At 70.6% G+C, this 24,948-nt stretch carries 24 protein-coding genes; 10 read left to right on the forward strand and 14 right to left on the reverse strand.

The genetic code is table 11. The features are described 5' to 3' along the window. Positions 1 to 89: 89 nt before the first annotated feature. Genes ACH4G3_RS29430 through ACH4G3_RS29445 form a run of 4 tightly spaced genes read left to right on the forward strand, consistent with a single transcriptional unit; the run spans position 90 to position 2,321 of the window. Entirely contained in the window at positions 90 to 1,106 is a 1,017-nt protein-coding gene (locus ACH4G3_RS29430; protein ID WP_397627345.1) for an acyl-CoA desaturase, read from the forward strand. Continuing rightward, a complete protein-coding gene (locus ACH4G3_RS29435; protein ID WP_356028461.1) occupies positions 1,103 to 1,780 on the forward strand; it encodes a TetR family transcriptional regulator in 678 nt (225 codons plus the stop codon). The genes ACH4G3_RS29430 and ACH4G3_RS29435 overlap by 4 nt, the downstream gene beginning before the upstream one ends. A 41-nt stretch (positions 1,781 to 1,821) precedes the next feature. After that, complete coding sequence (locus tag ACH4G3_RS29440) at positions 1,822 to 2,076, forward strand: type II toxin-antitoxin system Phd/YefM family antitoxin (RefSeq protein WP_397627346.1); 255 nt, start codon at positions 1,822 to 1,824, stop codon at positions 2,074 to 2,076. Continuing rightward, positions 2,073 to 2,321 (forward strand): type II toxin-antitoxin system RelE family toxin, encoded by a 249-nt coding sequence (locus ACH4G3_RS29445; protein WP_397627347.1) that lies wholly within the window; start codon positions 2,073 to 2,075, stop codon positions 2,319 to 2,321. The genes ACH4G3_RS29440 and ACH4G3_RS29445 overlap by 4 nt, the downstream gene beginning before the upstream one ends. Before the next feature lie 7 nt (positions 2,322 to 2,328). Here ACH4G3_RS29445 and ACH4G3_RS29450 read toward each other — a convergent pair whose 3' ends face one another. Further along, complete coding sequence (locus ACH4G3_RS29450; protein ID WP_397627348.1) at positions 2,329 to 3,147, reverse strand: trans-aconitate 2-methyltransferase; 819 nt, start codon at positions 3,145 to 3,147, stop codon at positions 2,329 to 2,331. A 125-nt stretch (positions 3,148 to 3,272) separates the two neighbouring features. On the opposite strand from ACH4G3_RS29450, the gene tamR reads away from it, so the two are divergent. Next, on the forward strand, positions 3,273 to 3,770 hold the full coding sequence (gene tamR / locus ACH4G3_RS29455) for a MarR family transcriptional regulator TamR (RefSeq protein WP_010035221.1): 498 nt from the start codon (positions 3,273 to 3,275) through the stop codon (positions 3,768 to 3,770). On the opposite strand, the gene ACH4G3_RS29460 is transcribed toward tamR, so the two are convergent. After that, positions 3,729 to 4,496, reverse strand: coding sequence for a LuxR C-terminal-related transcriptional regulator (locus ACH4G3_RS29460; RefSeq protein ID WP_381041345.1), 768 nt, complete (start codon positions 4,494 to 4,496; stop codon positions 3,729 to 3,731). The two genes, tamR and ACH4G3_RS29460, sit on opposite strands and share 42 nt — an antisense overlap. A 305-nt stretch (positions 4,497 to 4,801) precedes the next feature. Here ACH4G3_RS29460 and ACH4G3_RS29465 point away from each other — a divergent pair, with 305 nt between their 5' ends. The 3 genes from ACH4G3_RS29465 (at position 4,802) to ACH4G3_RS29475 (ending at position 7,005) form a co-directional block, all read left to right on the forward strand. Beyond that, positions 4,802 to 5,257 carry a GNAT family N-acetyltransferase gene (locus ACH4G3_RS29465; RefSeq protein ID WP_397627349.1) on the forward strand — a complete coding sequence of 152 codons (456 nt, stop codon included), beginning with the start codon at positions 4,802 to 4,804 and terminating at the stop codon, positions 5,255 to 5,257. A gap of 81 nt (positions 5,258 to 5,338) precedes the next feature. Continuing rightward, positions 5,339 to 5,995, forward strand: coding sequence for a hypothetical protein (locus tag ACH4G3_RS29470; protein ID WP_397627350.1), 657 nt, complete (start codon positions 5,339 to 5,341; stop codon positions 5,993 to 5,995). A gap of 14 nt (positions 5,996 to 6,009) precedes the next feature. Beyond that, positions 6,010 to 7,005 (forward strand): hypothetical protein, encoded by a 996-nt coding sequence (locus tag ACH4G3_RS29475; RefSeq protein WP_397627351.1) that lies wholly within the window; start codon positions 6,010 to 6,012, stop codon positions 7,003 to 7,005. A gap of 56 nt (positions 7,006 to 7,061) precedes the next feature. Here the strand turns inward: ACH4G3_RS29475 and galK are convergent, their stop codons facing one another. From galK to galT, 3 genes are read right to left on the reverse strand one after another with little or no spacing between them, the layout of a single operon-like run. After that, positions 7,062 to 8,237: a galactokinase gene (gene galK, locus ACH4G3_RS29480; RefSeq protein ID WP_397627352.1), complete on the reverse strand. Its 1,176-nt coding sequence runs from the start codon at positions 8,235 to 8,237 to the stop codon at positions 7,062 to 7,064. 27 nt (positions 8,238 to 8,264) lie between these two features. After that, positions 8,265 to 9,227, reverse strand: coding sequence for a UDP-glucose 4-epimerase GalE (gene galE / locus ACH4G3_RS29485; protein ID WP_397627353.1), 963 nt, complete (start codon positions 9,225 to 9,227; stop codon positions 8,265 to 8,267). Beyond that, positions 9,224 to 10,285, reverse strand: a complete 1,062-nt coding sequence (gene galT, locus ACH4G3_RS29490) for a galactose-1-phosphate uridylyltransferase (protein WP_397627354.1) — start codon at positions 10,283 to 10,285, stop codon at positions 9,224 to 9,226. The genes galE and galT overlap by 4 nt, the downstream gene beginning before the upstream one ends. Positions 10,286 to 10,449: 164 nt before the next feature. Between galT and ACH4G3_RS29495 the strand changes: the two genes are divergently transcribed. Together ACH4G3_RS29495 and ACH4G3_RS29500 are read left to right on the forward strand one after the other, a co-directional pair. Further along, positions 10,450 to 12,141 (forward strand): sodium:solute symporter family protein, encoded by a 1,692-nt coding sequence (locus ACH4G3_RS29495; protein WP_397627355.1) that lies wholly within the window; start codon positions 10,450 to 10,452, stop codon positions 12,139 to 12,141. An 18-nt stretch (positions 12,142 to 12,159) separates the two neighbouring features. Next, positions 12,160 to 12,477 (forward strand): hypothetical protein, encoded by a 318-nt coding sequence (locus tag ACH4G3_RS29500; RefSeq protein WP_397627356.1) that lies wholly within the window; start codon positions 12,160 to 12,162, stop codon positions 12,475 to 12,477. Between the two features lie 134 nt (positions 12,478 to 12,611). Here ACH4G3_RS29500 and ACH4G3_RS29505 read toward each other — a convergent pair whose 3' ends face one another. The 9 genes from ACH4G3_RS29505 to ACH4G3_RS29545 all read right to left on the reverse strand — a co-directional run bounded on the left by ACH4G3_RS29505 (position 12,612) and on the right by ACH4G3_RS29545 (position 24,906). Further along, complete coding sequence (locus ACH4G3_RS29505) at positions 12,612 to 13,310, reverse strand: helix-turn-helix transcriptional regulator (protein ID WP_397627357.1); 699 nt, start codon at positions 13,308 to 13,310, stop codon at positions 12,612 to 12,614. Between the two features lie 238 nt (positions 13,311 to 13,548). Next, positions 13,549 to 15,345: an outer membrane protein assembly factor BamB family protein gene (locus ACH4G3_RS29510; protein ID WP_397627358.1), complete on the reverse strand. Its 1,797-nt coding sequence runs from the start codon at positions 15,343 to 15,345 to the stop codon at positions 13,549 to 13,551. Between the two features lie 64 nt (positions 15,346 to 15,409). After that, complete coding sequence (locus ACH4G3_RS29515; RefSeq protein WP_397627359.1) at positions 15,410 to 17,191, reverse strand: outer membrane protein assembly factor BamB family protein; 1,782 nt, start codon at positions 17,189 to 17,191, stop codon at positions 15,410 to 15,412. A 192-nt stretch (positions 17,192 to 17,383) separates the two neighbouring features. Next, on the reverse strand, positions 17,384 to 19,192 hold the full coding sequence (locus ACH4G3_RS29520) for an ABC-F family ATP-binding cassette domain-containing protein (protein ID WP_397627360.1): 1,809 nt from the start codon (positions 19,190 to 19,192) through the stop codon (positions 17,384 to 17,386). 70 nt (positions 19,193 to 19,262) lie between these two features. Beyond that, positions 19,263 to 20,504, reverse strand: coding sequence for a hypothetical protein (locus ACH4G3_RS29525; RefSeq protein ID WP_397627361.1), 1,242 nt, complete (start codon positions 20,502 to 20,504; stop codon positions 19,263 to 19,265). A 63-nt stretch (positions 20,505 to 20,567) separates the two neighbouring features. Continuing rightward, positions 20,568 to 21,467: a 4-(cytidine 5'-diphospho)-2-C-methyl-D-erythritol kinase gene (locus ACH4G3_RS29530; protein ID WP_397627362.1), complete on the reverse strand. Its 900-nt coding sequence runs from the start codon at positions 21,465 to 21,467 to the stop codon at positions 20,568 to 20,570. Further along, on the reverse strand, positions 21,464 to 22,351 hold the full coding sequence (gene rsmA, locus ACH4G3_RS29535; protein ID WP_397627363.1) for a 16S rRNA (adenine(1518)-N(6)/adenine(1519)-N(6))-dimethyltransferase RsmA: 888 nt from the start codon (positions 22,349 to 22,351) through the stop codon (positions 21,464 to 21,466). Before rsmA ends, ACH4G3_RS29530 begins: the two co-directional genes overlap by 4 nt. Before the next feature lie 34 nt (positions 22,352 to 22,385). Continuing rightward, positions 22,386 to 23,876: a ubiquitin-like domain-containing protein gene (locus ACH4G3_RS29540; RefSeq protein WP_397627364.1), complete on the reverse strand. Its 1,491-nt coding sequence runs from the start codon at positions 23,874 to 23,876 to the stop codon at positions 22,386 to 22,388. Positions 23,877 to 24,024: 148 nt separating this feature from the next. Beyond that, complete coding sequence (locus ACH4G3_RS29545) at positions 24,025 to 24,906, reverse strand: TatD family hydrolase (protein WP_397627365.1); 882 nt, start codon at positions 24,904 to 24,906, stop codon at positions 24,025 to 24,027. Positions 24,907 to 24,948 lie beyond the last annotated feature (42 nt).

A 24,948-nucleotide genomic window follows, 5' to 3' on the forward strand; every position in this document is an offset into this window, starting at 1 on the left:
AGCCGTAGGTTACGGAACCGTAGGAAGCACTGCGGGGTTCCCGTGCTCCGGCACCCTCCTCTCATCCACATACCCCCCAGGGGACGCGTATGACCAGTAGTTCCGACGTGATCGAAAACGCCCCGAAGGCGTCCGGTCAGGCAACCGACCAGGCTCCTCCCGCCACGCTGGGCGGCGAGCAGAAGCGGTCCATCGAGCAGATCGCCCTCCTCCTCTTCATCACCGTCCCGTTCCTCGCGCTGCTGGCGGCGGTGCCGCTGGCCTGGGGCTGGGGTGTGAGCTGGCTGGACCTCGGTCTGCTGGTGTTCTTCTACTACCTGGGATGCCACGGCATCACGATCGGTTTCCACCGTCACTTCACCCACGGTTCCTTCAAGGCCAAGCGGCCGCTGAAGATCGCGCTGGCGATCGCCGGTTCCATGGCGGTCGAGGGTCCGCTGGTCCGCTGGGTGGCCGATCACCGCAAGCACCACAAGTTCTCCGACGCGGAGGGCGATCCGCACTCGCCGTGGCGGTTCGGCGAGACGCTCCCGGCCCTGATGAAGGGCCTGTGGTGGGCACACATCGGATGGATGTTCGACGAGGAGCAGACGTCGCAGGAGAAGTACGCCCCGGACCTGATCAAGGACAAGACGCTCCGCGCGATCTCCCGCCAGTTCGTCCTGTGGACGGTCGTGTCCCTGACCCTCCCGGCGCTGATCGGCGGGCTGGTCACGATGTCCTGGTGGGGCGCGTTCACGGCGTTCTTCTGGGGTTCGCTCGTCCGGGTGGCCCTGCTGCACCACGTGACGTGGTCGATCAACTCGATCTGCCACGCGGTGGGCAAGCGCCCCTTCAAGTCGCGTGACCGCTCGGGCAACGTGTGGTGGCTGGCGATCCTGTCCTGCGGCGAGTCCTGGCACAACCTGCACCACGCCGACCCCACCTCCGCGCGGCACGGTGTGATGCGCGGCCAGCTGGACTCCTCCGCCCGGCTGATCCGCTGGTTCGAGATGCTCGGCTGGGCGTACGACGTGCGCTGGCCGTCACGCTCGCGTATCGATTCGCGCCGTAACACCGGGGAAGGCGGCTCCCCGCGCGGGAAGGAGCCCGTCAAGGCGGCATGATGGTCGCTGTGGCGACCGACTCGAGCAGCACCCCCAGCAACGACAAGCCGCGGCGAGCGCGTCGCACCCGGATGACCGGTGCCGAGCGCCGCCAGCAGCTGCTGGAGATCGGTCGCACGCTCTTCGCCGCGAAGGGTTTCGAGGGCACGTCGGTGGAGGAGATCGCGGCGAAGGCCGGGGTCTCCAAGCCGGTGGTGTACGAGCACTTCGGCGGCAAGGAGGGGCTGTACGCGGTGGTCGTGGACCGCGAGATGCGCCGCCTGCTGGACATGGTGACCAGCTCTCTCACGGCCGGTCACCCCCGCGAACTGTGCGAACAGGCCGCCTTCGCCCTGCTGGACTACATCGAGGAGTACACGGACGGTTTCCGCATCCTGGTCCGTGACTCCCCCATCCCCCAGTCGACGGGTTCCTTCGCCTCGCTCATCTCGGACATCGCCACCCAGGTGGAGGACATCCTGGGCCGCGAGTTCAAGAGCCGCGGCTTCGACCCCAAGCTGGCCCCGCTGTACGCCCAGGCCCTGGTCGGGATGGTCGCCCTGACCGGCCAGTGGTGGCTGGACGTACGCAAGCCGAAGAAGGCCGAGGTGGCCGCGCACCTGGTGAACCTCGCGTGGCACGGACTGGACGGACTGGAGGCCAAGCCGCACCTGATAGGGCGCCGCAAGAGCTGAAACCAGTGCCCACAAGGTTAACCTTGTGGCACCATGACGTCATGACTGAGATCACGATCAGCGCGGCCCGTTCCCAGCTCGGCGACCTGGTCCGGCGCGCGGCCCACAGCCGCGAGACCATCGCCATCACCGACCACGGCCATGTGGCCGCGCTGCTTGTGTCTCCGCAGGTGATAGAGGATCTCGAAGACGCCCTCGCCGTCGCGGACTATCAGCGACGCAAGGCGGAGGGCACGCTTGGTCCGGGCATCCCCATGGACGAGGTACGCAGGCGGCTGGGGCTCGAGAAGAAGTGACCTACGAAATCATCTTCGAGCCGCACGCCCTCGACGCCGCGGCGCGGTTCCTGAAGGCGGATCCGACCGGCCTCGCCCTGGTCCTGGACACCATCGACAAGCTCGCCGATGACCCTCGTCCGGCGGGTTCGGTCCCTTACGGCCTCGACATCCGCCGCCTCCGCGTCGGCGACTACCGCGTCATGTACGTCATCGACGACGAAGTGATCCGCATTCTCGTCACCCACCTGGGCCGCACGACCTGACCACTACTCACCCCCGTTTCCGGGCCACCGCGAACACCCGGCGGAACGGAAACGGGGTGCCGTGCGAACCGGTCGGATAGGCCTCGCGCAGGGCGGCCCGGTACTCGTCGACGAAGCCGTCCCGTGCCTCGGGGTCGTCGGCGAGGGCGGTCAGCACGGGCCGCAGTCCGGTCCCCTTCACCCAGTCGAGCACGGGGTCCTCGCCCTGGAGCAGATGGATGTACGTCGTCTCCCACACGTCGGCGGCGCAGCCGAGCGAGGTGAGCCGCTCCAGGTAGGCCTCGGGGGTGTGGACGGCGTCGGCGTGGCGCAGGGTGCCGGCGAGCCGGTCGCGCCAGCGCGGCGCGTGCGCGAGTTCGCGCATAAGCCGGTGGCTGGGGGCGTCGAAGTTCCCGGGCACCTGGAAGGCGAAGGTCCCGGCGGGTTTCAGCGCGGCCACCCAGTCGGCGAACCGGTCGAGGTGCCCCGGCACCCACTGGAGCGTGGCGTTGCTGACGATCAGGTCGCAGGGCTCGCCCGGCGTCCACGTACGGGCGTCGGCGTGGGCGAAGTCGAGACGGCCGCCGCCCGGGGTGGGCCCCTCGTGTTCGACATGGGCCTTGTCGAGCATCTCGGGCGAGTTGTCGTAGCCGGTGATCCGGGCTGTGGGCCAGCGGACGGCGAGCAGCGCGGTGACGTTGCCGGGGCCGCAGCCGAGGTCGGCGATGCGGGCAGGGTCGCCGGGCAGGTCGGGGACGCGGGCGAGGAGGTCGGTGAAGGGTCGGGCGCGGTGGCCGGCGTGACGGAGGTACTGGGCGGGGTCCCAGGTGGGGGCGGCTGCGGGCATGGGTCCTCCTGGTGTCCGTGATGACCGTAAGGGACGCACACACAGCGTGACAGCACATTTATCTCGACGTCAAGAAAATGGACATCAAGAGACTCTACGTCGACACAACCACTACACTGATCGCCATGGAGGACGAGGTCGACCGGCTGGTCGCAGCATGGCGCCGGGAGCGCCCGGACCTCGACGTCGAACCGCTCGAGGTGCTCAGTCGCGTGAGCAGACTGGCCCGGCATCTGGACCGGGCACGCCGGCTGGCCTTCTCGGAGCACGGCCTGGAGCCTTGGGAGTTCGACGTCCTGACGGCGCTGCGCCGCGCGGGCACGCCGTACCAGCTCTCGCCGGGACAGCTCCTCACCCAGACCCTGGTCACCTCGGGCACGATGACGAACCGCATCGACCGCCTGGCGAAGAAGGGCCTGGTGGAACGCCTCCCCGACCCCAGCGACCGCCGAGGCGTCCTGGTCCGGCTGACGGCCGAGGGCCGGGACCGCGCGGACCAGGCCCTGGCGGGTCTACTGGACCAGGAGCGCGCGATCCTCGCGGAGCTCACCCGGGCCCAGCGCGGCGAACTGGCGGGGCTGCTACGCCAGCTGACCGCCCCGTTCGACAACATCCCCGGCTAGGTCGACGGGCCCGACCCCGGCACGTCGGGCGAGGGCGACGGCGGCGAGCGTGGAATGCACCCCCAGCTTGCCCAGCACGTTCTGCATGTGCGTACGCACTGTGTGCGGCGACAGATAGAGGCGCTCGGCGACAGCCTTGCGCCCCAGGCCCGCCACCATGCACCGCAGCACTTCCCGCTCACGCGGAGTGAGGGACTCGACGAGCCGCTCGCTCTCGGTGCGGTGCTTGCGCGCGGCGGTCAGTTCCCGCAGCACGCCGGTCAGCAGGGCCGGCGGCAGATGCGTCTCGTCCCGCAGCACGCCCCGGATGACGGTGAGCAGCCGGGACAGCGAGCAGTCCTTGGCGACCCACCCGCAGGCCCCGGCCTGCAGGGCCAGCGCGGCCCGCCGCGGGTCGTCCTTCTCGGCGAGCACGACGATCCGTACGTTCGGCTGCGCGGACCGCACGCCCGTGACGAGGGAGATCCCGTCGACGAGCCCATCCTCGTTGCCCTCCTGCACGGGTACGGCCGGGCGGGCGCCCGGCACCTTGCCGCCCAGATCGGCGTCGACGAGCAGCACGTCGAACCGCCGCCCCTCGGCGACCGCCCGCTCCAGGCTGCGCAGCGCGGCGGGGCCGCTGCCGGCCGCGGAGACGTCGACATCGGGCTCGGCGGCCAGGGCCGCCGCGAGTGACTCGGCGAAGATGCGATGGTCGTCGACGACCAGGACTCGGATGCGAACCACGTAACCCCCTTCCCCAGGCTCCTGAAGAGCAGGGGATACCCCATCGTCGGAAGACGGCACCGCGCGGGTACGACACCGGGGTGCCCGGATCTGCTGCATCTGTCCGTCCGTCCTCGCAGCAGTCCGTCCGGGTCGCCGCAGCCGCACGGCCGCCGCCGTGCAGGAACCGCTACCCCCACCCCGGGTGTCGTACCCGGCTGTCTCGCCCCCTGATCGGCACCGGCCCCCACCGGTGCTGTTCATCAGAGTACGGCCGGGGGCCCGGAGCGGAAGGTTATTTGCAGAACTGACTGCCCTGCGCGTTTATGGTGTGCCGCATGTTCCGTCTTGAGACAGAAGTCGACAAGGCCCGACGTGATCTGCTCCGTACACGCCTGCGGGAAACGAACACAGCCGCCTCTCCGGTCCTGCGTGCCCTGCGCGGAACACCGGACGAAAGGGACGTCCCATTGCACGTGTGGGCTGTGAACGACACGGACGACGCCCTGGCGGGCGGACTCGTCGGCTACACCTGGGCGTCCTGGCTCCACGTCACCTACCTCTGGGTCGACGAACGCCACCGGGGCCGGGGCATGGGGGCCCGGTTGCTCTCGGAGGCGGAACACATCGCCTCCCGGCGCGGCTGCCACGCGGCCCGCCTGGAGACATGGGACTTCCAGGCCCCTCGCTTCTACGAGAAGCAGGGGTACGAGGTGGCGTGCGCGGTGCCGGACTATCCACCGGGCATCACGGAGTACTTGCTGACGAAGCGGCTGGGCTGAAGACCTCGCTGCCGTCGCGGTTCGGCCCACCGATAGCGTTGGTGCGCTTGAGTTGTCCCCCCACCTCAACGGGAGCACACAGTGAACCGCCCTGCTCGGCTCGTGACAGCCGCGCTCACCGCATCCGCGGCCCTGCTGCTGACCGCCTGCGGCTCGGGGGGAGGTGACGGGGCGTCGTCCGACAAGATCGCCGGTGCGGATTCGGCCGATTCGCCATCGGCTTCGCCGTCGGTGTCCGCGACGGCGGACGGGATCGACCGGCCTGAGATCAAGCTGCCTTCGGATATGAAGCTGGTCTTCGAAGGGCAGCAGACGGGCGACGCCGTCAAGGACGCGATCCTGGCGGACAACGAGAGAACCGTCAGCACGGTGTGGCAGGCCATGGCCTACGGGGACATGAAGAAGTCGGGGATGGGCTTCTACTACACGGACAACGCGCTGGTGGGCATCTACCAGTACGCGAAGGGCGCCATCGCCAAGAAGACCAGCTGGGCCGGTACCCTGCGTTACTTCGACCGCCAAGTGACAGTGTTCGACAAGAAGTCGGCGGCTCTGACGTACTGCGTCGACGAGAGCAAGGCTGACCTCAAGAACCGCGAGACGAACAAGCTGCAGGGCACCAAGACCACGCCCAACAGCTACGTCTTCTACAACCTCGGCCTGAAGAGGAACGGGGACGGTGTCTGGCAGACGTGGGATCTCACCGAGGACCGGGGGTCGCAGAAGTGCCAGCCCTGACACGGTGCGTGGGAGTGACCGCGCTCACCACGGCGCTGGTCGGCCTCGGGATGCTTCCGGCCGCGGCTGGAGGGTTCGACACCATCGGCCCCCAGGAGAAGAAGACCTCCGGCGACTCGTCCGGCCGGGCTCTGGAATCCCGTGTCACCATCAAGGTCCCGGGTTCCAAGGCGCAGGACAGCGGTCCGATCACCTCTACGGCCGTGGACTGGGAGCCGCCGGCCTGCTGGTACGAGCCGTACTGGAAGGCCGAGGACTTCAAGACCTTCAACGAGGCCAAGTGGTCCATGTACGAATCCACCGGCGGCGCACCCGAGGGCATCGCCGACCTCAAAGCGCGCTACAAGGGAGGCCACCCCTACAAGGACTTCAACGTCGACAAGAACGACGAGGGCATGTGGTGGGTGGCTGTCAGGAACCCGGAGATGAAGGACGACCCGGCGGCCAAGGCCTGCACGCGTGATCCCTTCTGGGTGGACGACGGCGAGAACCCCGGCGTCCCCCAGGCCATCGACACCGAGACGCTCGCCGGGCTGGCCCACCAGCGGACCGTCGTGCCGCCGACCAAGGTCTCCCTCGCGCCGAACGGCAAGTCGACCGTGAACGCCCCCACCTGGGTCTGGCTGGACAAGGGCACCTTCAAGCCCGTCTCCGTCACGGCGAGTCTGCCCGGCACCGGGCTGTGGGCGACCACGACCGCCAAGCCGGTGAGCCTGCACCTCGACCCGGGGACGGAGGACGCGGAGAGCCTTCCGGCGTCCGGCGAGTGCGTGATCAACGACGACGGGTCGATCGGAGAGCCGTACGCCCGGGGCAAGGCGGAGCTGACGCCTCCGTGCGGGGTGCGGTACCTGCGGTCCTCGGGGGACGGCTCCTACGGCCTCAAGGCGACTCTCACCTGGGAGATCAGCTGGGAAGGCGCGGGCGGCACCGGCGGCGACCTGCCCAGCGGCACGTTCGCCACCACCACCGATGTGGCGGTCCAGGAGTACCAGGCCGTCAACCGCTGACGTCGCGGAGAAGCGGTCGGGCGCCCTTCCTCTGGGAGGGCAGGGCGCCCGTTCCGTCAGCGCAGGCGGCGTGCTCCCGCCGACGGTACTGCCTCGAAGATGCGGGGAGCTGTGAAGCCCGCCGCGGTGAAGGCTTCCTGGATCGTCTTGGTGAGTGCGTCCACGTCGGTCTCCTCCGCGAGGACGATCGCCGAGCCGCCGAAGCCGCCGCCGGTCATGCGGGCGCCCAGGGCGCCGGAGGCGAGGGCCGTGTCGACGACCAGGTCCAGTTCGGGGCAGGAGATGCGGAAGTCGTCCCGGAGGGAGGCGTGGCCTTCGGCCAGGACCGGGCCGATCGCCCGGGTCTCGCCCGACTCCAGCAAGGACACCACCCGTTCGACGCGCTCGTTCTCCGTGACGATGTGGCGGACCAGGCGGCGGACCTCCTCCTCGTCGCCGAGGCGGGCCAGGGCCGCGTCCAGGCCGGCGTAGGGGATGTCGCGCAGGGCGTCGACGCCCAGCAGGGCCGCGCCCTTCTCGCAGCCCTCGCGGCGCTTGCCGTACTCGCCCTCGCTGTGGGAGTGCTTGACCTGCGTGTCGACCACGAGCAGGCGCATGCCCTCGGCCGCCAGGTCGAAGGGGATCTGGCGCTGGGAGAGGTCGCGGGTGTCGAGGAAGAGGGCGTGGCCCGCCTCGCAGCACGCCGACGCGGTCTGGTCCATGATGCCGACCGGGGCGCCCACGTAGACGTTCTCCGCGCGCTGGCAGAGACGGGCCAGTTGCCAGCCTCGCAAACCAAGTGCGAACAGGTCGTTCAGGGCCAGCGCCACGACCACTTCGAGCGCCGCCGACGACGACAGGCCCGCGCCCGACGGGACCGTGGAGGACAGGTGGATGTCCGCGCCCGTCACCGCGTGGCCGGCCTCGCGCAGGGCCCACACCACGCCCGCCGGGTACGCCGTCCAGTTCTTGTCCGACTCGGGGGACAGGTCGTCCAGGCGGAGTTCGCTCACCCCGCCCTCGACGTCCGCCGAGTGCAGGCGCAGCACCCCGTCCGCACGGCGTGAGACCGCCGCCACCGCCTTGTGCGGCAGGGCGAACGGCATGACGAAGCCGTCGTTGTAGTCGGTGTGCTCACCGATGAGGTTGACGCGGCCCGGCGCCGCCCAGACTCCGTGCGGCTCGGCGCCGTAGAGCTCCGTGAACCGCTCGGCGACCGCTCCCGCGGCCTTGTCGGCAACAGCCTCGCTCATGCCTGACCCCTGACCCTTCGTTCCGTACTAGTTGTCGCGCCGCTGCGCGAAGTCCCAGGCGTCCCTGACGATTCCGTCGAGGTCCGCGCGGGACGGGTTCCAGCCCAGCTTCTCGCGTGCCGTGGCGGCCGATGCCACCAGGACCGCCGGGTCGCCGCCCCGGCGGGGGGCGACCACTTCCGGGATCGGGTGGCCGGTCACCCGGCGGACCGTCTCGATGACCTCGCGGACGGAGAAGCCGTTGCCGTTGCCGAGGTTGCAGATCAGGTGCTCGCCGGTGGTGGCGGCGTCCAGCGCCAGCAGGTGGGCCTCGGCCAGGTCCGCGACGTGGATGTAGTCGCGCACGCAGGTGCCGTCCGGCGTCGGGTAGTCGTCACCGAAGACGGAGATCGCGTCGCGCCTGCCCTGCGCGACCTGGAGGACGAGCGGGATCAGGTGGGACTCGGGGTCGTGGCGCTCGCCGTACTCGCCGTACGCCCCGGCCACGTTGAAGTAGCGCAGCGAGACCGCGCCCAGGCCGTGGGCGGCCGCCTCACCGCTGATCATGTGGTCGACGGCGAGCTTCGAGGCGCCGTACGGATTGGTCGGGGAGGTGGGCGCCGACTCGACGATCGGGACCTGCTCCGGCTCGCCGTACGTCGCCGCCGTGGAGGAGAAGACGAGCTTGCGGACGCCCGCCTCGCGCATCGCCGCGAGCAGGGCCATGCTGCCGGCGACGTTGTTGTCCCAGTACTTCTCCGGTTTCACGACCGACTCGCCGACCTGCGAGAACGCCGCGAAGTGCAGGACGCCGTCGAAGGAGGAGTCCAGCCACTTGGCGGCGTCGCGGATGTCGCCCTCCACGAAGGAGGCACCCGCGGGGACGCCCTCGCGGAAGCCCGTGGTGAGGTTGTCGAGGACGACGACCTCGTGACCGGCTTCCAGCAGGTGCTGGGCGACCACGCTGCCGACGTAACCCGCGCCGCCTGTCACCAGGTACTTCCCGCTCATGAACTCGCTACCTCTCGCAGTCGCTCGGCCGCGCGCTCCGGCGGCACGTCGTTGATGAACACGTTCATACCGGACTCGGAACCCGCGAGGAACTTCAACTTGCCGGAAGTGCGGCGGATGGTGAAGAGCTCGAGATGAAGCGCGAAATCCTCCCGCACGACCCCGTCGAACTCCTCCAGCGCGCCGAACGGGGCCTGGTGCCAGGCCGCGATGTACGGGGTCGGAGGCTCGCCCTCACCGAAGATCCGGTCGAAGCGCCTCAAGAGTTCCAGGTAGACCTTGGGGAACTCTGTGCGCGCAGCCTCGTCCAGCCCGAGCAGGTCGGGCACGCGGCGCTTGGGGTAGAGGTGGACCTCGTACGGCCAGTGCGCCGCGTACGGCACGAAGGCCACCCAGTGGTCGCCCTCCAGGACGATCCGCTCCTCGGCGAGTTCACGCTCCAGGACGGCGTCGAAGAGGTTCTCCCCGCCCGTCATCTCCTTGTGGGCCGCGACGGAGCGGAGCATCAGGGCGGTGCGCGGGGTGGTGAAGGGGTAGGCGTAGATCTGTCCGTGCGGGTGCTGGAGGGTCACGCCGATCTCGGCACCCCGGTTCTCGAAGCAGAACACCTGCTCGACGGAGGGGAGATGGGACAGCTCCGACGTACGGTCCGTCCACGCCTCCAGGACCAGGCCGGCCTGCTCCTCGCTCAGGCTCGCGAAGGACGCGTTGTGATCGGACGTGAAGCAGACGACCTCGCAGCGGCCGGAGTCGCCGGCCAGCGAGGGGAAGCGGTTCTCGAACACGACGACGTCGTACGAGGAGTCCGGGATCTCGCTCAGCCGGTCGCCCTCGGAGGGGCACAGGGGGCACTCGTCGGCCGGCGGATGGTAGGTGCGGCCCTGGCGGTGCGAGGCGACGGCGACGGAGTCGCCGAGCAGGGGGTCGCGGCGGATCTCGGACGTGGTGACGGTGCGGTCCAGCGGGCGGCGGTCGACCGCGTCCCGCACGCTGTCGTCACGCAGGTCGTAGTAGATGAGCTCGCGACCGTCGGCCAGCCGGGTCGAGGTCTTCTTCACGCCGGACTCCTCATCCTTCAAACATAACCAAACATATCAAAACACGGCTCCCCCCAATCGTCAACATCACAATCAAACAAAGAGCATCAGCAGACGTGTTCAATATCTGAAGACGGAGGCGTAGATTCCGCGAGGTATCGGTTCGCGCAACGAAGCGAGGGCTCATGCATCCCCCCACGCATCCCCCCACCTATCTGGCAGCCGAGCTGCGACTCCCCACGAACTGGCTCGACTACACGATCCTCGGCATCTACTTCGTCGTCGTCCTCGGCATCGGCTTCGCCGCCCGCCGCTCGGTGAAGACCAGCCTCGACTTCTTCCTCTCCGGCCGTTCCCTGCCCGCCTGGGTCACCGGCCTCGCGTTCATCGCCGCCAACCTGGGCGCCACCGAGATCCTCGGCATGGCCGCCAACAGCGCGCAGTACGGCGTCTACACCACGCACTGGTACTGGATCGGCGCCATCCCGGCCATGGTCTTCCTCGGCCTGGTGATGATGCCCTTCTACTACGGCTCCAAGGTCCGCTCGGTCCCGGAGTTCCTGCTGCTGCGCTTCGACAGGGCGGCACACCTGCTCAGCTCGGGCCTCTTCGCCTGCGCCGCCATCCTCATCGCCGGCGTCAACCTCTACGCCCTGGCCATCGTCGTCGAGGCGCTGCTGGGCTGGCCGGAGTGGGTGGCGATCGTGGTCGCCGGCTTCTTCGTCCTGGCGTACATCACCCTCGGCGGGCTGTCCTCGGCGATCTACAACGAGGTCCTGCAGTTCTTCGTGATCCTCGCCGCGCTCATCCCCATCACCGTGCTCGGCCTGAAGTCGGTCGGCGGCTGGGACGGGCTCTCCGACAAGCTCACCGCGCGGCACGGCGCCGACTTCATGACCTCCTGGGGCGGCACGGGCATCGGCAACGCCAACCCGCTGGGCGCGAACTGGCTGACGATCGTCCTGGGCCTGGGCTTCGTGCTGTCCTTCGGCTACTGGACGACGAACTTCGCGGAGGTCCAACGAGCCCTGTCGGCGAAGAACCTCTCGGCGGCCCAGCGCACCCCGCTCATCGCCGCGTTCCCGAAGATCTTCATCGTCTTCCTGGTGATGATTCCCGGTCTGGTCGCCGCGGTGCTGGTCCCGAAGATCGGTACGCCCGGCTCCGACCTGCAGTACAACGACGCGATCCCGTACCTGATGGAGCAGTTGCTGCCCAACGGTGTGCTGGGCATCGCCGTGACCGGTCTCCTCGCGGCCTTCATGGCGGGCATGGCGGCGAACGTGTCGTCGTTCAACACGGTGTTCACGACGGACATCTGGGCGAAGTACGTGGTGAAGGGGCGGGAGGACGCGTACTACGTGCGCTTCGGCCGTCTCATCACCGCGATCGGGGTCCTGGCCTCCATCGGCACGGCGTTCCTGGCGTCGTCGTTCTCCAACATCATGAGCTACCTCCAGACGCTGTTCTCCTTCTTCAACGTGCCGATGTTCGTCGTGTTCATCATCGGCATGTTCTGGAAGCGGACGTCGATGAAGTCGGGCTTCTGGGGCCTGCTCGCGGGCACCACCGCCGCGATGGTCAACTACTTCGTCATCTACAAGCAGGGCATCATCGACATCCCCTCCGACCAGGGGGCCAACTTCGTCTCGGCGATCGCGGGGTTCGTCGCGGGCGCGGTCGTCATGGTGGTGGTGTCGCTCTTCACCGCGCCGAAGCCCGTCGAGGAACTCCAGGGGCTGGTCTACGGCACGACCTCGCCCGGCATGGCGGAGCCGCCGGCGCCCGGGGACGAGGCCTGGTACCGCAAGCCGGCGCTGCTGGGGTGGGGCGCGGTCGTGCTGGCCGCCGCCTGCTACATCCCGTTCTCGTTCTGACCGAGGGAGGATTGACAGATGTCCGAGTTCTACTCCGAGAAGGACGTGCAGCGGGAAGTCACCGAGCTGCAGGGCAAGTCGGCGACGGCTGCGCGGCTGTTCGACATCCGGCGGATCATCGGTGGGCTGTTCGTGGTCTACGGGGTCATCGTCACGATCGCGGGGTTCACGGCGTCCGATGCCGACATCGACAAGGCGGAGGGCGTCAACATCAACCTGTGGACCGGTTTGGCGATGCTCGCGCTCGGGGTGTTCTTCCTGGCCTGGCTGAAGCTGAGGCCTGTGGCCCCTCCGCCGCCGAGTGTGGTGCCCGGGGAGGAGGAGCGGGCCGAGTGACCGACGGGGTCACAGGTACTCGGCGCTGGTACTGAGGCCGGGTGGGAGGCGCAACCCGGCGGAACGGGGTGCCGCTGCGCCCACCCGTGCCGCCCCAGCGGCACGACTGCCCGCAGCTAGGGCAGGACAGGCGACTACGGCTCAGGGTCCGGGTCCGGGGGCCGGGTGAGTGGGCCCGCCCGGTCCAGCAGCCCCGTGCGAGCCGCCAATGCCGCTGCCTCCAGGCGGGAACCCACGCCCAGCTTCATCAGCACCCGCTGGACGTGCGTGCGGGCCGTCGAGGGGGCGATGCCCATGCCCGCCGCGATCAGGCGGGTGTCCTCGCCGTCCGCGACGCGGACCAGGACCTCCACCTCCCGCGGCGTGAGCATAGACAACAACCGCTGGCCCTCGTCGTCCGGTTGGGCCGCCGGGTTGAGCAACTCGCTGAACGCCCCTTGCAGCAGCTGCGGCGCCACCGCCGCCTCCCCCGCCCTGGCCTTCATGATCGCCCGCTCGACACCCTCTATGCGCTCATCGTGCCGTACGTAGCCGGAAGCGCCCGCGGCGAAGGCGGCCGCGATGCCGCGCGGACTCGGCACCGGCCCCAGGACCAGGACCGCGACCTGCGGACGCTCCCGCTTGATCCGCACCACCGGGTCGAAGATCCCCGGCTCCGCCGGCGTGGCCGTCCCCAGCAGGCACACCTCCGGCGCCCGCGTGATCACCAGCTCCGCCGCCCCCGCGGCCGGCGCCGCCGCGGCCAGCACCCGGTGCCCCCGCAGCTTCAGCGCCGAGGCCAGCGCCTCGGCCAGCAGTCGGTGGTCGTCGACCACCATGAGCCGCACTCCCATCGAGCAACCCCCCAGTCACCCCGGTCCCCCCAGATGGAAGCCCCCCGGCTCCCCCGCCTTCATGCCCCCGGAAGCTACACGCTTGTTCGACGTTGCGCTCCCCCTACCGGCGATAATCGCCCCGATCGCCGAAATTCCTCTCATTCGAGGTTGACTGAGCCAAACACGAACGGTCCCGCCCCTGAACAGGGACGGGACCGTACCGGCAATCAGTCGGTCACCGAGCGGACATCATCGATCAGCTCGTACCGAAGGCGACCGCCAGGTACTCCTTCTCACTCGTACTGCTGGTCCGCTTGCTGGCGTACACCTTGGACATGAACAGGTGCCCGTCGCCGAACAGCAACTCGGAGTACTCCGGCGACATGCCGGCCTCCACGTCCCGCACCGTGTCCGTCGCCGGGTTCTCCAGCAGCTTCGTCTGCTTGAAGCTGCCCCCGTCGATGCTCACGACCTGCCCGCCCTTGTCGTACGGCGGCCGCTTGTACGCGATCAGGTTGCCGCCGTCCATGCGCAGCGGCGAGATCCTGTAGCCGTCGCCCGCGTCGGCCCGCTGCCCGGTCTGCTTGCCGGTGCTGAGGTCGAAGGCGACGATCTCGTTGGTCTGGCTGTACTCGCCGGTGCCGTCGTGCTCCTCGGTCGGCAGGTACAGCCGGTCGTTGCCGACGGCCAGCTGGGTGCAGTACTCGATGCGGGTGATGCCCTCGCAGCGGGCCGCGAACTGCTCGCCCGGCGCGGAGATGCGCGTGCGCAGCTTGCCGGTCTTGTTGTCGATGGAGAAGAAGTCGGAGATGCCGCTGCCGTCGCCCGCGGAGTCGCCGACGTCGGCGGCCACGACGAGCGGGTTGGTCGACACGATGCTCGCGTACTCGATGCCCTGGGCCATCTTGTACTCCGAGATCACCTTCCCCGTCTTCGGGTCGATGGTCTGGATGTGCAGCTGCCGCTGCTCGTACGTGCCGCACTTGCGCACCGCGACCAGCTTCTCGCCGCCGCCGTACCCGGCGTCGTAGCAGGAGTCGGTCGGCTTCGGGCTCCACAGGAGCTTGCCGGAGAGGTCGAACGCGGCGCCGCCGCTGGTGCTGCCGACGGCGACGGTGTTGCCGCTGATCGTGACGTTGTCGAAGCTGATCAGCTGGTCACCGGTCTTGACGGTCTTGGTCCACAGCTCCTTGCCGGCGTCGAGGTCGATCAGGGCGAGCTGGCTGCACCCGTGCGACGGGTCGGCCTTGGTCGGCATCGCGGGCTGGTAGAGGACCGCCGTCTTGTTGTCGTCCGTGACGTGGCGGCTGGCCTGGCAGACCGGGCCGTCCAGCGGGATCGTCCACTGCTTGCCGCCCTTGTCGCGGTCGTAGCCGACGATCTCGGCGACGCCGCTCTTGGCGTACGTCTTGTCGGTGAGCCACGAGCCGGAGACGACGACCGTGCTGTCGTTCTTCACCTCGGGCATCGGGACCTGGAAGAGGACCTTGGCGCCGGTGTCGGCCGGGGCCTTCTCCTTGCCGCCGGAGCTGGTGCCGCCGTTGTTGTCGTCCGTGCCGCCGGTGGTGCCGCCGGAGCTTGCCGTGTCGTCCTTCTTGCCGTCGTCCTTGGACGAGGAGTACCAGACACCGCCACCGACGATCAGCGCGATCGCCACGACCGCGGCCACGATGATGGCCACCTGCGCGTTGAACTTCCTGCCCCCGCCCGGCTGTCCGGGCTGCGGCTGGAGCGGCATGGTCGGCTGCGGATAGCCGTAACCGGGCTGCCCGTATCCCGGCTGGCCCGGCTGCCCCGGCTGTCCGTAAGGCGCCTGCGGCGGCTGCCCGTACGGCCCCGGCGGCGGCTGCTGGCCGGGGTGCCCGTAGCCGGGCGGCGCCTGCGGCGGCTGGGGCACCTGCGGCGGCTGGGGCGCCTGCGGAGCGCCCTGCGGATAGCCGTACCCCGGCTGCGGATGCTGCGCGGGCGGGCCCTGCGGGGGCTGGTCCGGGGGCGGTCCGAAGCCTCCCCCGGGCGGGGGCTGCTGGGGCGGCGGGGGCGGCGGCTGGGTCATGGCGTGAGTACCTCGGGGAAGGGGACGAACGACGAAGGCGAAGGCAGAACCGAAGGGGGAAGAGTCACTTGCCGTAGGCGAGCATCAACTTCTCCTTCGTGTCGTCGTTACCGCTCAGCCGGGTGGTCGAGATGTAGAAGCGCCCGTCGACCCAGTCGGTGTCCTTGGAGAAGAAGCCGTTCTCGATGTCCGCAGCGGCCTGCGGGTTCTGGAGCAGCTTGACCGGCTTGTGGCCGCTGCCGCCGGTCGGGATGGACACGATCTGGCCGCCCGCGTCGTACGACGGCTGCACATAGGCGATGAGCTTGCCGCCCTCGGCCTTCATCGGCAGCATCGACTCGTCGGCGGGGGACTTCACCCGCCACTTCTCCTTGCCGTCGGCGAGGTTGACCGCGACGATCTCGTTGGCGCCGGTGGTCGCCTCCGTCGGGAGGTAGAGCGTGGTGTCGTCGACGGCGACGCCCTGGCAGCCCTGGAGGTCGCGTTCGAGGATGGCCCAGCCGCACTCGGGGGCGAAGTCCTCGTCGAAGCCGACCTGCGAGCGGAACTTGCCGCCGGAGGTGAAGGTGGAGATGTTCCAGGCCTTCTTGTCCTCGTTGGTGCTGTAGACGACCAGCGGGCTGACCGAGTAGGTGCGCGCGACCCGCCAGCCCTTGTCGAACGGCTGGGTCCACCTGACGTCGCCGGTGCGCGGGTCGAGCTCCTGCACCTCGTCGTGCTCCTTCGCGGTGCCGGCACCGCAGGAGGAGACGGCGATCAGCTTCTCGCCGCCGGCGAACGCGGAGGGGAAGCAGGCGCTGCCGTACTTCTTCTTGTCGAAGAGCTTGTCGCCGTTGGTGACGTCGTAGGCCGTGCCGGACTGGGAGCGGCCCACCATCAGCGTCTTGCCGGTGATGGACAGTTCGACGGAGAGCGTGGAGTCGAACAGGGCGCCGTCGGCGACCTCCTCCTTCCAGCCCTTCTCGCCGGTGTTGAGGTCGATCTCCTGGAGCTGGTTGCACTTGGCGCGGTCGCTGCTGCCGCTCATGTACGCGACGACGATCTTGTCGTCGGACGTCTTCTGCGGGGTGGTCGCGCAGATCTTCTGCGGGAAGGTGATGGCGTCCCAGGTGGGCTTGCCGTCACCGACGTTGTAGGCGAAGAGCTGCTTGTACGCCGCCTTCACCGCGGTCTTGTCGGTGATCCACATGCCGGGGGCGTCGGCGCCGGAACCGGGCGCGTCGGGCGCCTCCTTGTACCAGAGGACCTTCGCCTCGCCTGCCTGGCGGCCCTCGTTGAGGTTCTCCGGGTCCTCGCCGCCGTCGCCGCTGCCGTCACCGGGGTTGACCGGGGCGGAGGCTCCGGGCTTGCCGTCGTTGCCCGGCTTGGCGACCGGCTTCTTCTTGCCCTTGCCGTCGTCGCCGCCGGTGACCGCCCACACGGTGCCACCGACCACGAGCAGCACGGCCACGGCGGCGCCGATGATCAGGGCGGGCTTGCCCTTGAAGGGGTTGCCCGAGCCGCCCCCGGGCGGGGTGCCGGGCGCGCCGGGGTACTGCGGCTGCTGCGGGTAGCCGTCGCCGGGCTGGCCGTACGGGCCCGGCTGCTGCGGCTGGCCGTAGGGGCCGGAGTTGTAGGGTCCCGGCTGCCCGTACTGTCCCGGCTGCCCGTATGGCCCGGGCTGCTGCGGGGGCTGCTGGGGATAGCCGTATCCAGGCTGCGGCGGCCCCTGCGGGGGCGGTGGCGTCTGGGGCGGTCCCTGGGGCGGCGGCGGGGTCTGCGGTGCCCCGAAGCCACCGCCCTGCGGCGGCTGGTTCTGCGGTGCTCCGAAGCCACCGTGCGGTGGCTGACTGGGCGGCTGGGTCATCAGCGGCTCCCCCGTTCGATCACTGATTTTTAGCCACGCCCTGAGGTACGAAATGGGCTCAGAGTCGCTTCATGAAGTTCTCAGACGGCTCTTTCTATCACCCGGTGCCGACAGCACACCGGGCCGTGTCATCCCCTGTTCCCAAGGGAGGACCGGCCCGTGATGCCGTCGTTATGCGCCTTCACGCACCCTTCACGCGTCCTCGGCGAGTTCCAGCCAGCGCATCTCCAGCTCCTCGCGCTGACCCGCCAACTCGCGCAGCTCGGCGTCCAGTTCGGCCACCTTGGAGAAGTCCGTGGCGTTTTCGGCGATCTGGGCGTGCAGCTTGGTCTCCTTCTCGGAGACCTTGTCGAGCTGCCGTTCGATCTTCTGGAGTTCCTTCTTGGCGGCACGCTGGTCGGCGGCGCTCTTCTCCGGGGCCGCGGTCTGCGGCGCTGCGGCGGGCGCCACGGCGGCCGCGGCCTCCTCCATGCGCTGCCGCCGCTCCAGGTACTCGTCGATGCCGCGCGGCAGCATCCGCAGGGTGCCGTCGCCGAGCAGGGCGAACACCCGGTCGGTGGTGCGCTCGATGAAGAACCGGTCGTGGGAGATGACGATCATCGAGCCGGGCCAGCCGTCGAGCACGTCCTCCAGCTGCGTCAGCGTCTCGATGTCCAGGTCGTTGGTGGGCTCGTCGAGGAAGAGGACGTTGGGCTCGTCCATGAGGAGCCGCAGCAGCTGGAGCCGCCGCCGCTCACCGCCGGACAGGTCCCCCACCGGCGTCCACTGCTTCTCCTTGGTGAAGCCGAACGTCTCGCACAGCTGCCCGGCCGTCATCTCGCGGCCCTTGCCCAGGTCGACGCGCTCGCGCACCTGCTGCACGGCCTCCAGCACCCGCGTGGCCGGGTCGAGTTCGGCGACCTCCTGCGAGAGGTAGGCCAGCTTGACGGTCTTGCCCACGCGGATGCGCCCGCCCACCGGCTGGGCGTCGCCGTCGGTCCGGGCCGCCTCGGCCATGGCCCGCAGCAGGGACGTCTTACCGGCGCCGTTGACGCCGACGAGACCGATCCGGTCGCCCGGCCCGAGCTGCCAGGTGACGTGCTTGAGGAGGACCTTGGGACCGGCCTGGACGGTGATGTCCTCCAGGTCGAACACGGTCTTGCCGAGCCGCGTGGACGCGAACCGCATCAGTTCGCTGCTGTCCCGGGGCGGCGGTACGTCCTTGATCAGCTCGTTGGCGGCCTCGACGCGGAAGCGCGGCTTGGACGTCCGGGCGGGTGCGCCGCGCCGCAGCCAGGCCAGCTCCTTGCGGACGAGGTTCTGCCGCTTGACCTCCTCGGTGGCGGCGATGCGCTCGCGCTCGGCCCGGGCGAAGACGTAGTCGGAGTAGCCGCCCTCGTACTCGTAGACGTCTCCGCGCTGGACGTCCCACATGCGTGTGCAGACCTGGTCCAGGAACCAGCGGTCGTGGGTGACGCAGACGAGAGCCGACCGGCGGTTCTGGAGGTGCCGGGCGAGCCAGGCGATGCCCTCGACGTCGAGGTGGTTGGTGGGCTCGTCGAGGACGAGCAGGTCCTGCTCCTCGATGAGCAGCTTGGCGAGCGCGATGCGGCGCCGCTCACCGCCGGACAGCGGCCCGATGACGGTGTCGAGCCCCTTGGGGAACCCCGGCAGGTCGAGCCCGCCGAACAGGCCGGTCAGGACGTCCCTGACCTTGGCGACGCCCGCCCACTCGTGGTCGGCCATGTCGCCGATGACCTCGTGGCGGACGGTGGCCTCCGGATCGAGGGAGTCGTGCTGCGTGAGCACGCCGATGCGCAGACCGCCGGAGTGCGTGACGCGCCCGGTGTCGGCGTCCTCCAGCCTGGCGAGCATCCGGATCAGCGTGGTCTTGCCGTCGCCGTTGCGGCCCACCACGCCGATGCGTTCCCCTTCGGAGACGCCGAGGGAGACGCCGTCGAGCAGGGCGCGGGTGCCGTACACCTTGCTGACGTTCTCGACATTGACCAGGTTGACGGCCATTTCTCTCCTGACAGGGGGGACGATCGACCCTCCAGGGTAGTCGGGCGGGGCGGTGCTCCGTCCGGGGTCGTCAGGAGCCCCCGGCGGCCTCCTGGCGGCGCTGGTACCGCCACACGTCCAGCAGCCTCTCGTCGAACGGCTGCTCCGCGTCGACGGGGCCGATCCGGTGCTCGGCCTCCACACAGCGCGGGTCGTCGCGATACGCCAGGCCGGACACGGCGCAGATGCGGATCGGCTGCCGCTCGTCATGGGTGAGCGCGACCAGCGCGTCCCCGACCTCGGGGTCGGGCCCCCGGTGGTGAGCCAGCCAGCGGCACGCCGCCTCGCGTACGCCGGGGTCCTCGTCGCGGGCCAGGGTGAGTACGGCGGTGAGGCTCTCGGGACGGACCAGGGGCCGGCCGTCCTCGGAGTGCCCCAGGGCGTCCGTCACCTGGGCGCGCACCCGGGGGTCCGGGTGGGCGAGGTGCGACAGGCCGACGGCCTCGATCTCCGGGGCGCTGTCGTGGGTCATCGCCTGGAGGATGACCGCCAGCACCTCCGGGTCCTCCTCCTGTTCGGCCCACGGCACGAGCTCCCTGCCCCGGTCCCAGAAGGGGTCGCCTCCCTTCACGGGGTCTCCGAGGATCAGGAACAGCATGATGTCGGCGGCGAGCAGTCGGTGCAGCCGGTCGGGGTGGTTGAGCAGGTCCCTGGTCCACTGCCAGGTCTCCTCGTCCAGCCGACGGCCGAGCGTGAACACCACGTCCGACCAGACGACGTGGTCCCGGTCGGGGTGGGCGAGGGCACGCGCGACGAGTTCGTCGAACGGGGTACGGACGCCGTAGCGGGCCTCCATGCCGGTGAGGACCGCCCGGTGCTCGTCGCGCACGGTCAGCCCCCCGAGCGTGAGCTGCTCACACCACCAGCCGATCTCGTCGTCCTCGACCCGGATCCGCTCGGCGGGCCCGGTGAGGCCGGTGAGCCGGTGCAGCTCCGTCTCCACTCCCGTCTCGGTCCAGCGCCGGGCCCGGGCCAGCAGCTCCTCGCGCTCCGGCGCGGGGAGCGGCACCCGGTGGGTGGCGAGCGCGTAGACCATGTGATGGGACCCGCCGTCCACGGCCCGCAGCAGCGGGGTGCTCCCGTCGGGCAGCCGGCGCAGGGGGTCGGCTCCGGCCTCCAGCAACGCTTCGGCGACGGGTTCGTCGTACGCCGCCACCGCCCGGCACAGGACCGGGAGGCCGTCGTCGAGGGTGTCGGGGTCGGCCCCGGACTCCAGCAGTGCCCGGACCTCGTCCGCGTCTGCGCGCCGTACGGCCGTGACCAGTTCTTCCACGCGTCTCCCCCGTTCTGGACAACCGGGGGAGCCTAAGCTCGGGGAACCGCCCGCCGCACGGGATTAACGCCCCGCGACCGTCGCCCCCGGCGCAGGACCCGAGGCCGTCCGCACGGTCCGGCACGTGCCGGACGCCACCAGCGCCTGCGCGACGGCGGCCGCCGACTCCGGGTCGCGGACGAGGAACGCCGTGGTCGGGCCGGAGCCCGAGACCAGGGCGGCGAGGGCACCGGCGGCGCGGCCCGTGGCCAGGGTGCCGGCGAGTTCCGGGAAGAGGGAGAGGGCGGCGGGCTGGAGGTCGTTGGAGACGGCGGCGGCGAGCGCCTCCGGGTCGCCCTTCGCCAGGGCGGCGAGGAGTTCCTGGGAGGCGACGGGCTCGGGAATGTCTGTGCCCTCGCCGAGCCGGTCGAACTCCCGGAACACGGCCGGGGTGGACAGGCCGCGGCCGGCCATCGCGAACACCCAGTGGAAGGTGCCGCCGACCTCCAGGGGCGTCAGCTGCTCGCCCCGCCCGATGCCCAGCGCCGCCCCGCCGACCAGACTGAAGGGCACGTCGCTGCCCAACTCGGCGCAGATGCCGAGCAGTTCCTCCCGGGAGGCGCCGGTCTCCCACAGCGCGTCGCAGGCGAGAAGCGCGCCGGCGCCGTCCGCGCTGCCGCCCGCCATGCCGCCGGCGACGGGGATGTCCTTGGCGATGTGGATGTGGACGTCGGGCGTCCGGCCGTACCGCTCGGCGAGCGCTTCGGCCGCCCGTGCGGCCAGGTTCGTACGGTCCAGGGGGACCTGGCCCGCGTCCGGGCCCTCGCAGGTGAGGCGCAGCTCGTCGGCCGGGGTGACGGTGACCTCGTCGTAGAGGCCGACCGCGAGGAAGACGTTGGCCAGGGGGTGGAAGCCGTCGGGGCGGGCGGGGCCGACCGCCAGCTGGACGTTGACCTTGGCGGGGACCCGGACCGTCACGCTCACGCGGACTCCTCCTGCTGGTGCTGGTTCTGCTTGTGCTCGGCGATCCGCGCGAACTCCTCCACGGTCAGGGACTCGCCCCGCGCCTGCGGTGAGACCCCGGCGGCGACGAGGGCCGCCTCCGCGGCGGCGGCGGACCCGGCCCAGCCGGCGAGCGCGGCCCGCAGCGTCTTGCGGCGCTGCGCGAAGGCGGCGTCGACGACGGCGAACACCTCGCGCCTGGAGGCCGTCGTCTTCAGCGGCTCGGTCCGGCGGACGAGGGAGACCAGGCCGCTGTCGACGTTGGGCGCCGGCCAGAAGACGTTCCGGCCGATGGCGCCGGCCCGCTTGACCTCGGCGTACCAGTTGGCCTTGACCGACGGGACGCCGTACACCTTCGAGCCGGGCGCGGCGGCGAGGCGGTCGGCGACCTCCGACTGGACCATGACCAGGGTGCGTTCGATGCTCGGGAAGACTTCGAGCATGTGCAGCAGGACCGGGACGGCCACGTTGTAGGGAAGGTTGGCGACCAGCGCGGTGGGGGCGGGGCCGGGCAGCTCCGTGACGTGCATCGCGTCGGAGTGGACCAGGGCGAACCGGTCGGCGCGCTCGGGCATGCGGGCCGTGATGGTCGCCGGCAGGGCGGCGGCGAGCACGTCGTCGATCTCGACTGCTGTGACACGGTCGGCGACCTCCAGCAGGGCGAGCGTCAGTGACCCGAGCCCCGGACCGACCTCGACGACCACGTCGTCGGGGTGGACCTGTGCGGTGCGGACGATGCGGCGGACGGTGTTCGCGTCGATCACGAAGTTCTGGCCGCGTTGCTTGGTGGGGCGTACGCCGAGGGCTGTCGCGAGTTCGCGGACGTCGGCGGGGCCGAGGAGAGCGTCGGGGGCGGGGCTGGTCACGGGGACAAGGGTACGGGGGGTTCCGCAGCCGACGTCACCCGCGCAAGCGGTCCCCGCAGTGCGGCCAGGGGCTCGCACCCCTGCGCACATACAGCTTCTTCGCGCGGTACGTCTGTTCCGCCGCCGGGGCGTCCTGGGGGCGGCCCTTGCCGCCGAGGGCCTGCCAGGTGTGGGTGTCGAACTGGTACAGGCCGCCGTAGGTGCCCGACGTGTCGACCGCGTCGGGGCGGCCGCCGGACTCGCAGGCCGCGAGACCCTGCCAGTCGAGGTGGTCGGCGCCCTGCACGGACATCGGTCGCGGCTTGGTGCCGACCTTCACCAGTTGCGGGCGCGGTTCGCGCACCACCTCGGAGCTGATCCGGCGCGGCTTCTGCTTGACGCCGTTGACGGTGCGCAGGGAGTAGGTGACCCGGCGCAGGCCGGGCCGGCCCGCCTCTTCGACGACCTCCGTGCCGCGGAACAGGGTCGGGTCGTCGGTCCGCCGCACCTCGAACGGGATCGGCTCCTCGCGGACCTCCTTGCCGCCGGTGATCCGCAGCACCGTGACGGTCTGCCCGTCGCGCGGGAAGCTCCCCTGCGGCACCGACGTGGTGTCCTGGCCGCGCAGGGTGATCCCGGCCTCCTCGACGGCCTCCCGCACGGTCGCCGCGTTGGTGCGGACGGTGCGGGCCCGGCCGTCCGCCATGATCGTGACCGTGCGCTCGGTCCGCACGTCCAGTGCGAGCCCTTCCCGCCCGATACGCCGTGAGCGCGAGGTGGACACGTACGCGCCCTCCTGTCGCACCCCCAGCTGCCGCAGCGCCCCCGCCACGGTGTGTGCCGTCGTCCACACCTCGCTCCGCTGTCCGTCGAGGGTGAGCCGCACGGGGCGGCCGTAGTGCACGGCGACCTCGTCGCCGCTGGCGATCTCCGTGCCGGGGCCGGGTGCCACCACGTCGTGGGCGCCGACGTCGACGCCCTCCTCCGCCAGCAGCTCGGTGACGTCGTCGGCGAAGGTGTGCAGCGTGCGGGCCTTGCCGTCGACGTTCAGCTCGATCGCCTTGTCCTTGGCGACGAACGCCGTGGTCCCGCCGGCCAGGAAGGCGACGACCAGGGCCTGCGGGAGCAGCCGCCGCATGGAGCCGTCGCCCGGACGCTCGACGTACCGCGCCTTGCGCCGGCGCGCGGACCGCCGGTGCGAGCCGGTGCGCGACGCGGCGCGGGCTTCGGCGCGCGCTTCCGCGCGCGAGGGCCGCGCGCCGGTCGCGGCCGGTCCCGGATCGCCCGCGGCCGGCGCGCGGCCGCCCTGCCGGGGCAGCCCGGACAGGGGCGGCGCCTCGTAGGCGGGCCGGTAGGTGTCCTCGTGGGCGACGGGCGCCCCGGGCGTCGTCCCGTACCCGAGCGTCTCGGCGCTGTGCAGACCGGCGGGCGGCGTGTCGAAGCCGCCGTACACCGGGTCCGCGTAGGCCGGGCCATACGTCTCGTACGCCTTGTACGCCTCGTATGGCTCATACGTCTCGTACGTCTCATACCGCGAGTTGCTCACGCCGACACGCTCCAGGGGCCGGAGGGGGTCCAGAGGGGTCCGGATCGGGCCCCCAGAACCTAGCGGAGCGGTCGTCACTCTCCAAAGCGACGCGACTACGCACAGTAGTACGGGAAAGCGGGCGGTGGGTCAGTAACCGGTCGGCGGGTCAGTAACCGAAGGCGCGTGCCGTGTTCTCCGCGAGAGCCGTCGCCAGCGTGTCCTCGTCGACGCCGCGCACCCCGGCCATGGCCCGCACCGTGATCGGCACGAGGTACGGGGCGTTGGGCCGCCCGCGGTACGGCGCCGGCGTGAGGAAGGGCGCGTCCGTCTCCACCAGCAGCAGCTCCGGCGGGGCCACCGCCACCGCGTCCCGCAGGTTCTGGGCGTTCTTGAAGGTGACGTTGCCGGCGAAGGACATGAAGTAGCCCGCGCTCGCGCAGATCCGCGCCATCTCGGCGTCGCCGGAGTAGCAGTGGAAGACGGTCCGCTCGGGGGCGCCCTCCTCCTTGAGCACGCGCAGGACGTCGGCGTGGGCCTCGCGGTCGTGGATCACCAGGGCCTTGCCGTGCCGCTTGGCGATCTCGATGTGGGCGCGGAAGGACCTCTCCTGCGCCTCCTTGCCCTCGGGCCCGGTGCGGAAGTAGTCGAGGCCCGTCTCGCCGACGCCCTTGACCTGCTCCAGCGCGGCCAGCCGGTCGATCTCGGCGAGCGCGTCGTCCAGGGCGGCCTGGCCGCCGGGCTCGCGCGCGCCCTGCCGCGACCAGCCGTCGGGGTCGCCGTGGACGATCCGGGGCGCCTCGTTCGGGTGCAGGGCGACCGTCGCGTGGACGGCGTCGTAGGCAGCCGCCGTCTCGGCCGCCCAGCGGGAGCCCTTGAGGTCGCAGCCGACCTGCACGACGGTCGTCACCCCGACCGACGCCGCCTTCGCCAGCGCCTCCTCGACCGTGCCCGACTGCATGTCCAGATGGGTGTGGGAGTCGGCGACCGGCACCCGGAGGGGTTCCGGGAGCGGGGGCGCGGCGTGCTTGCCGGAGTCGTTCGAAGGCATGCCCCGATCCTACGAAAGGGGTACGCCCTCCCCGATGGGGGA

This window comes from Streptomyces afghaniensis (assembly GCF_044327915.1).
Lineage (GTDB): Bacteria > Actinomycetota > Actinomycetes > Streptomycetales > Streptomycetaceae > Streptomyces > Streptomyces afghaniensis.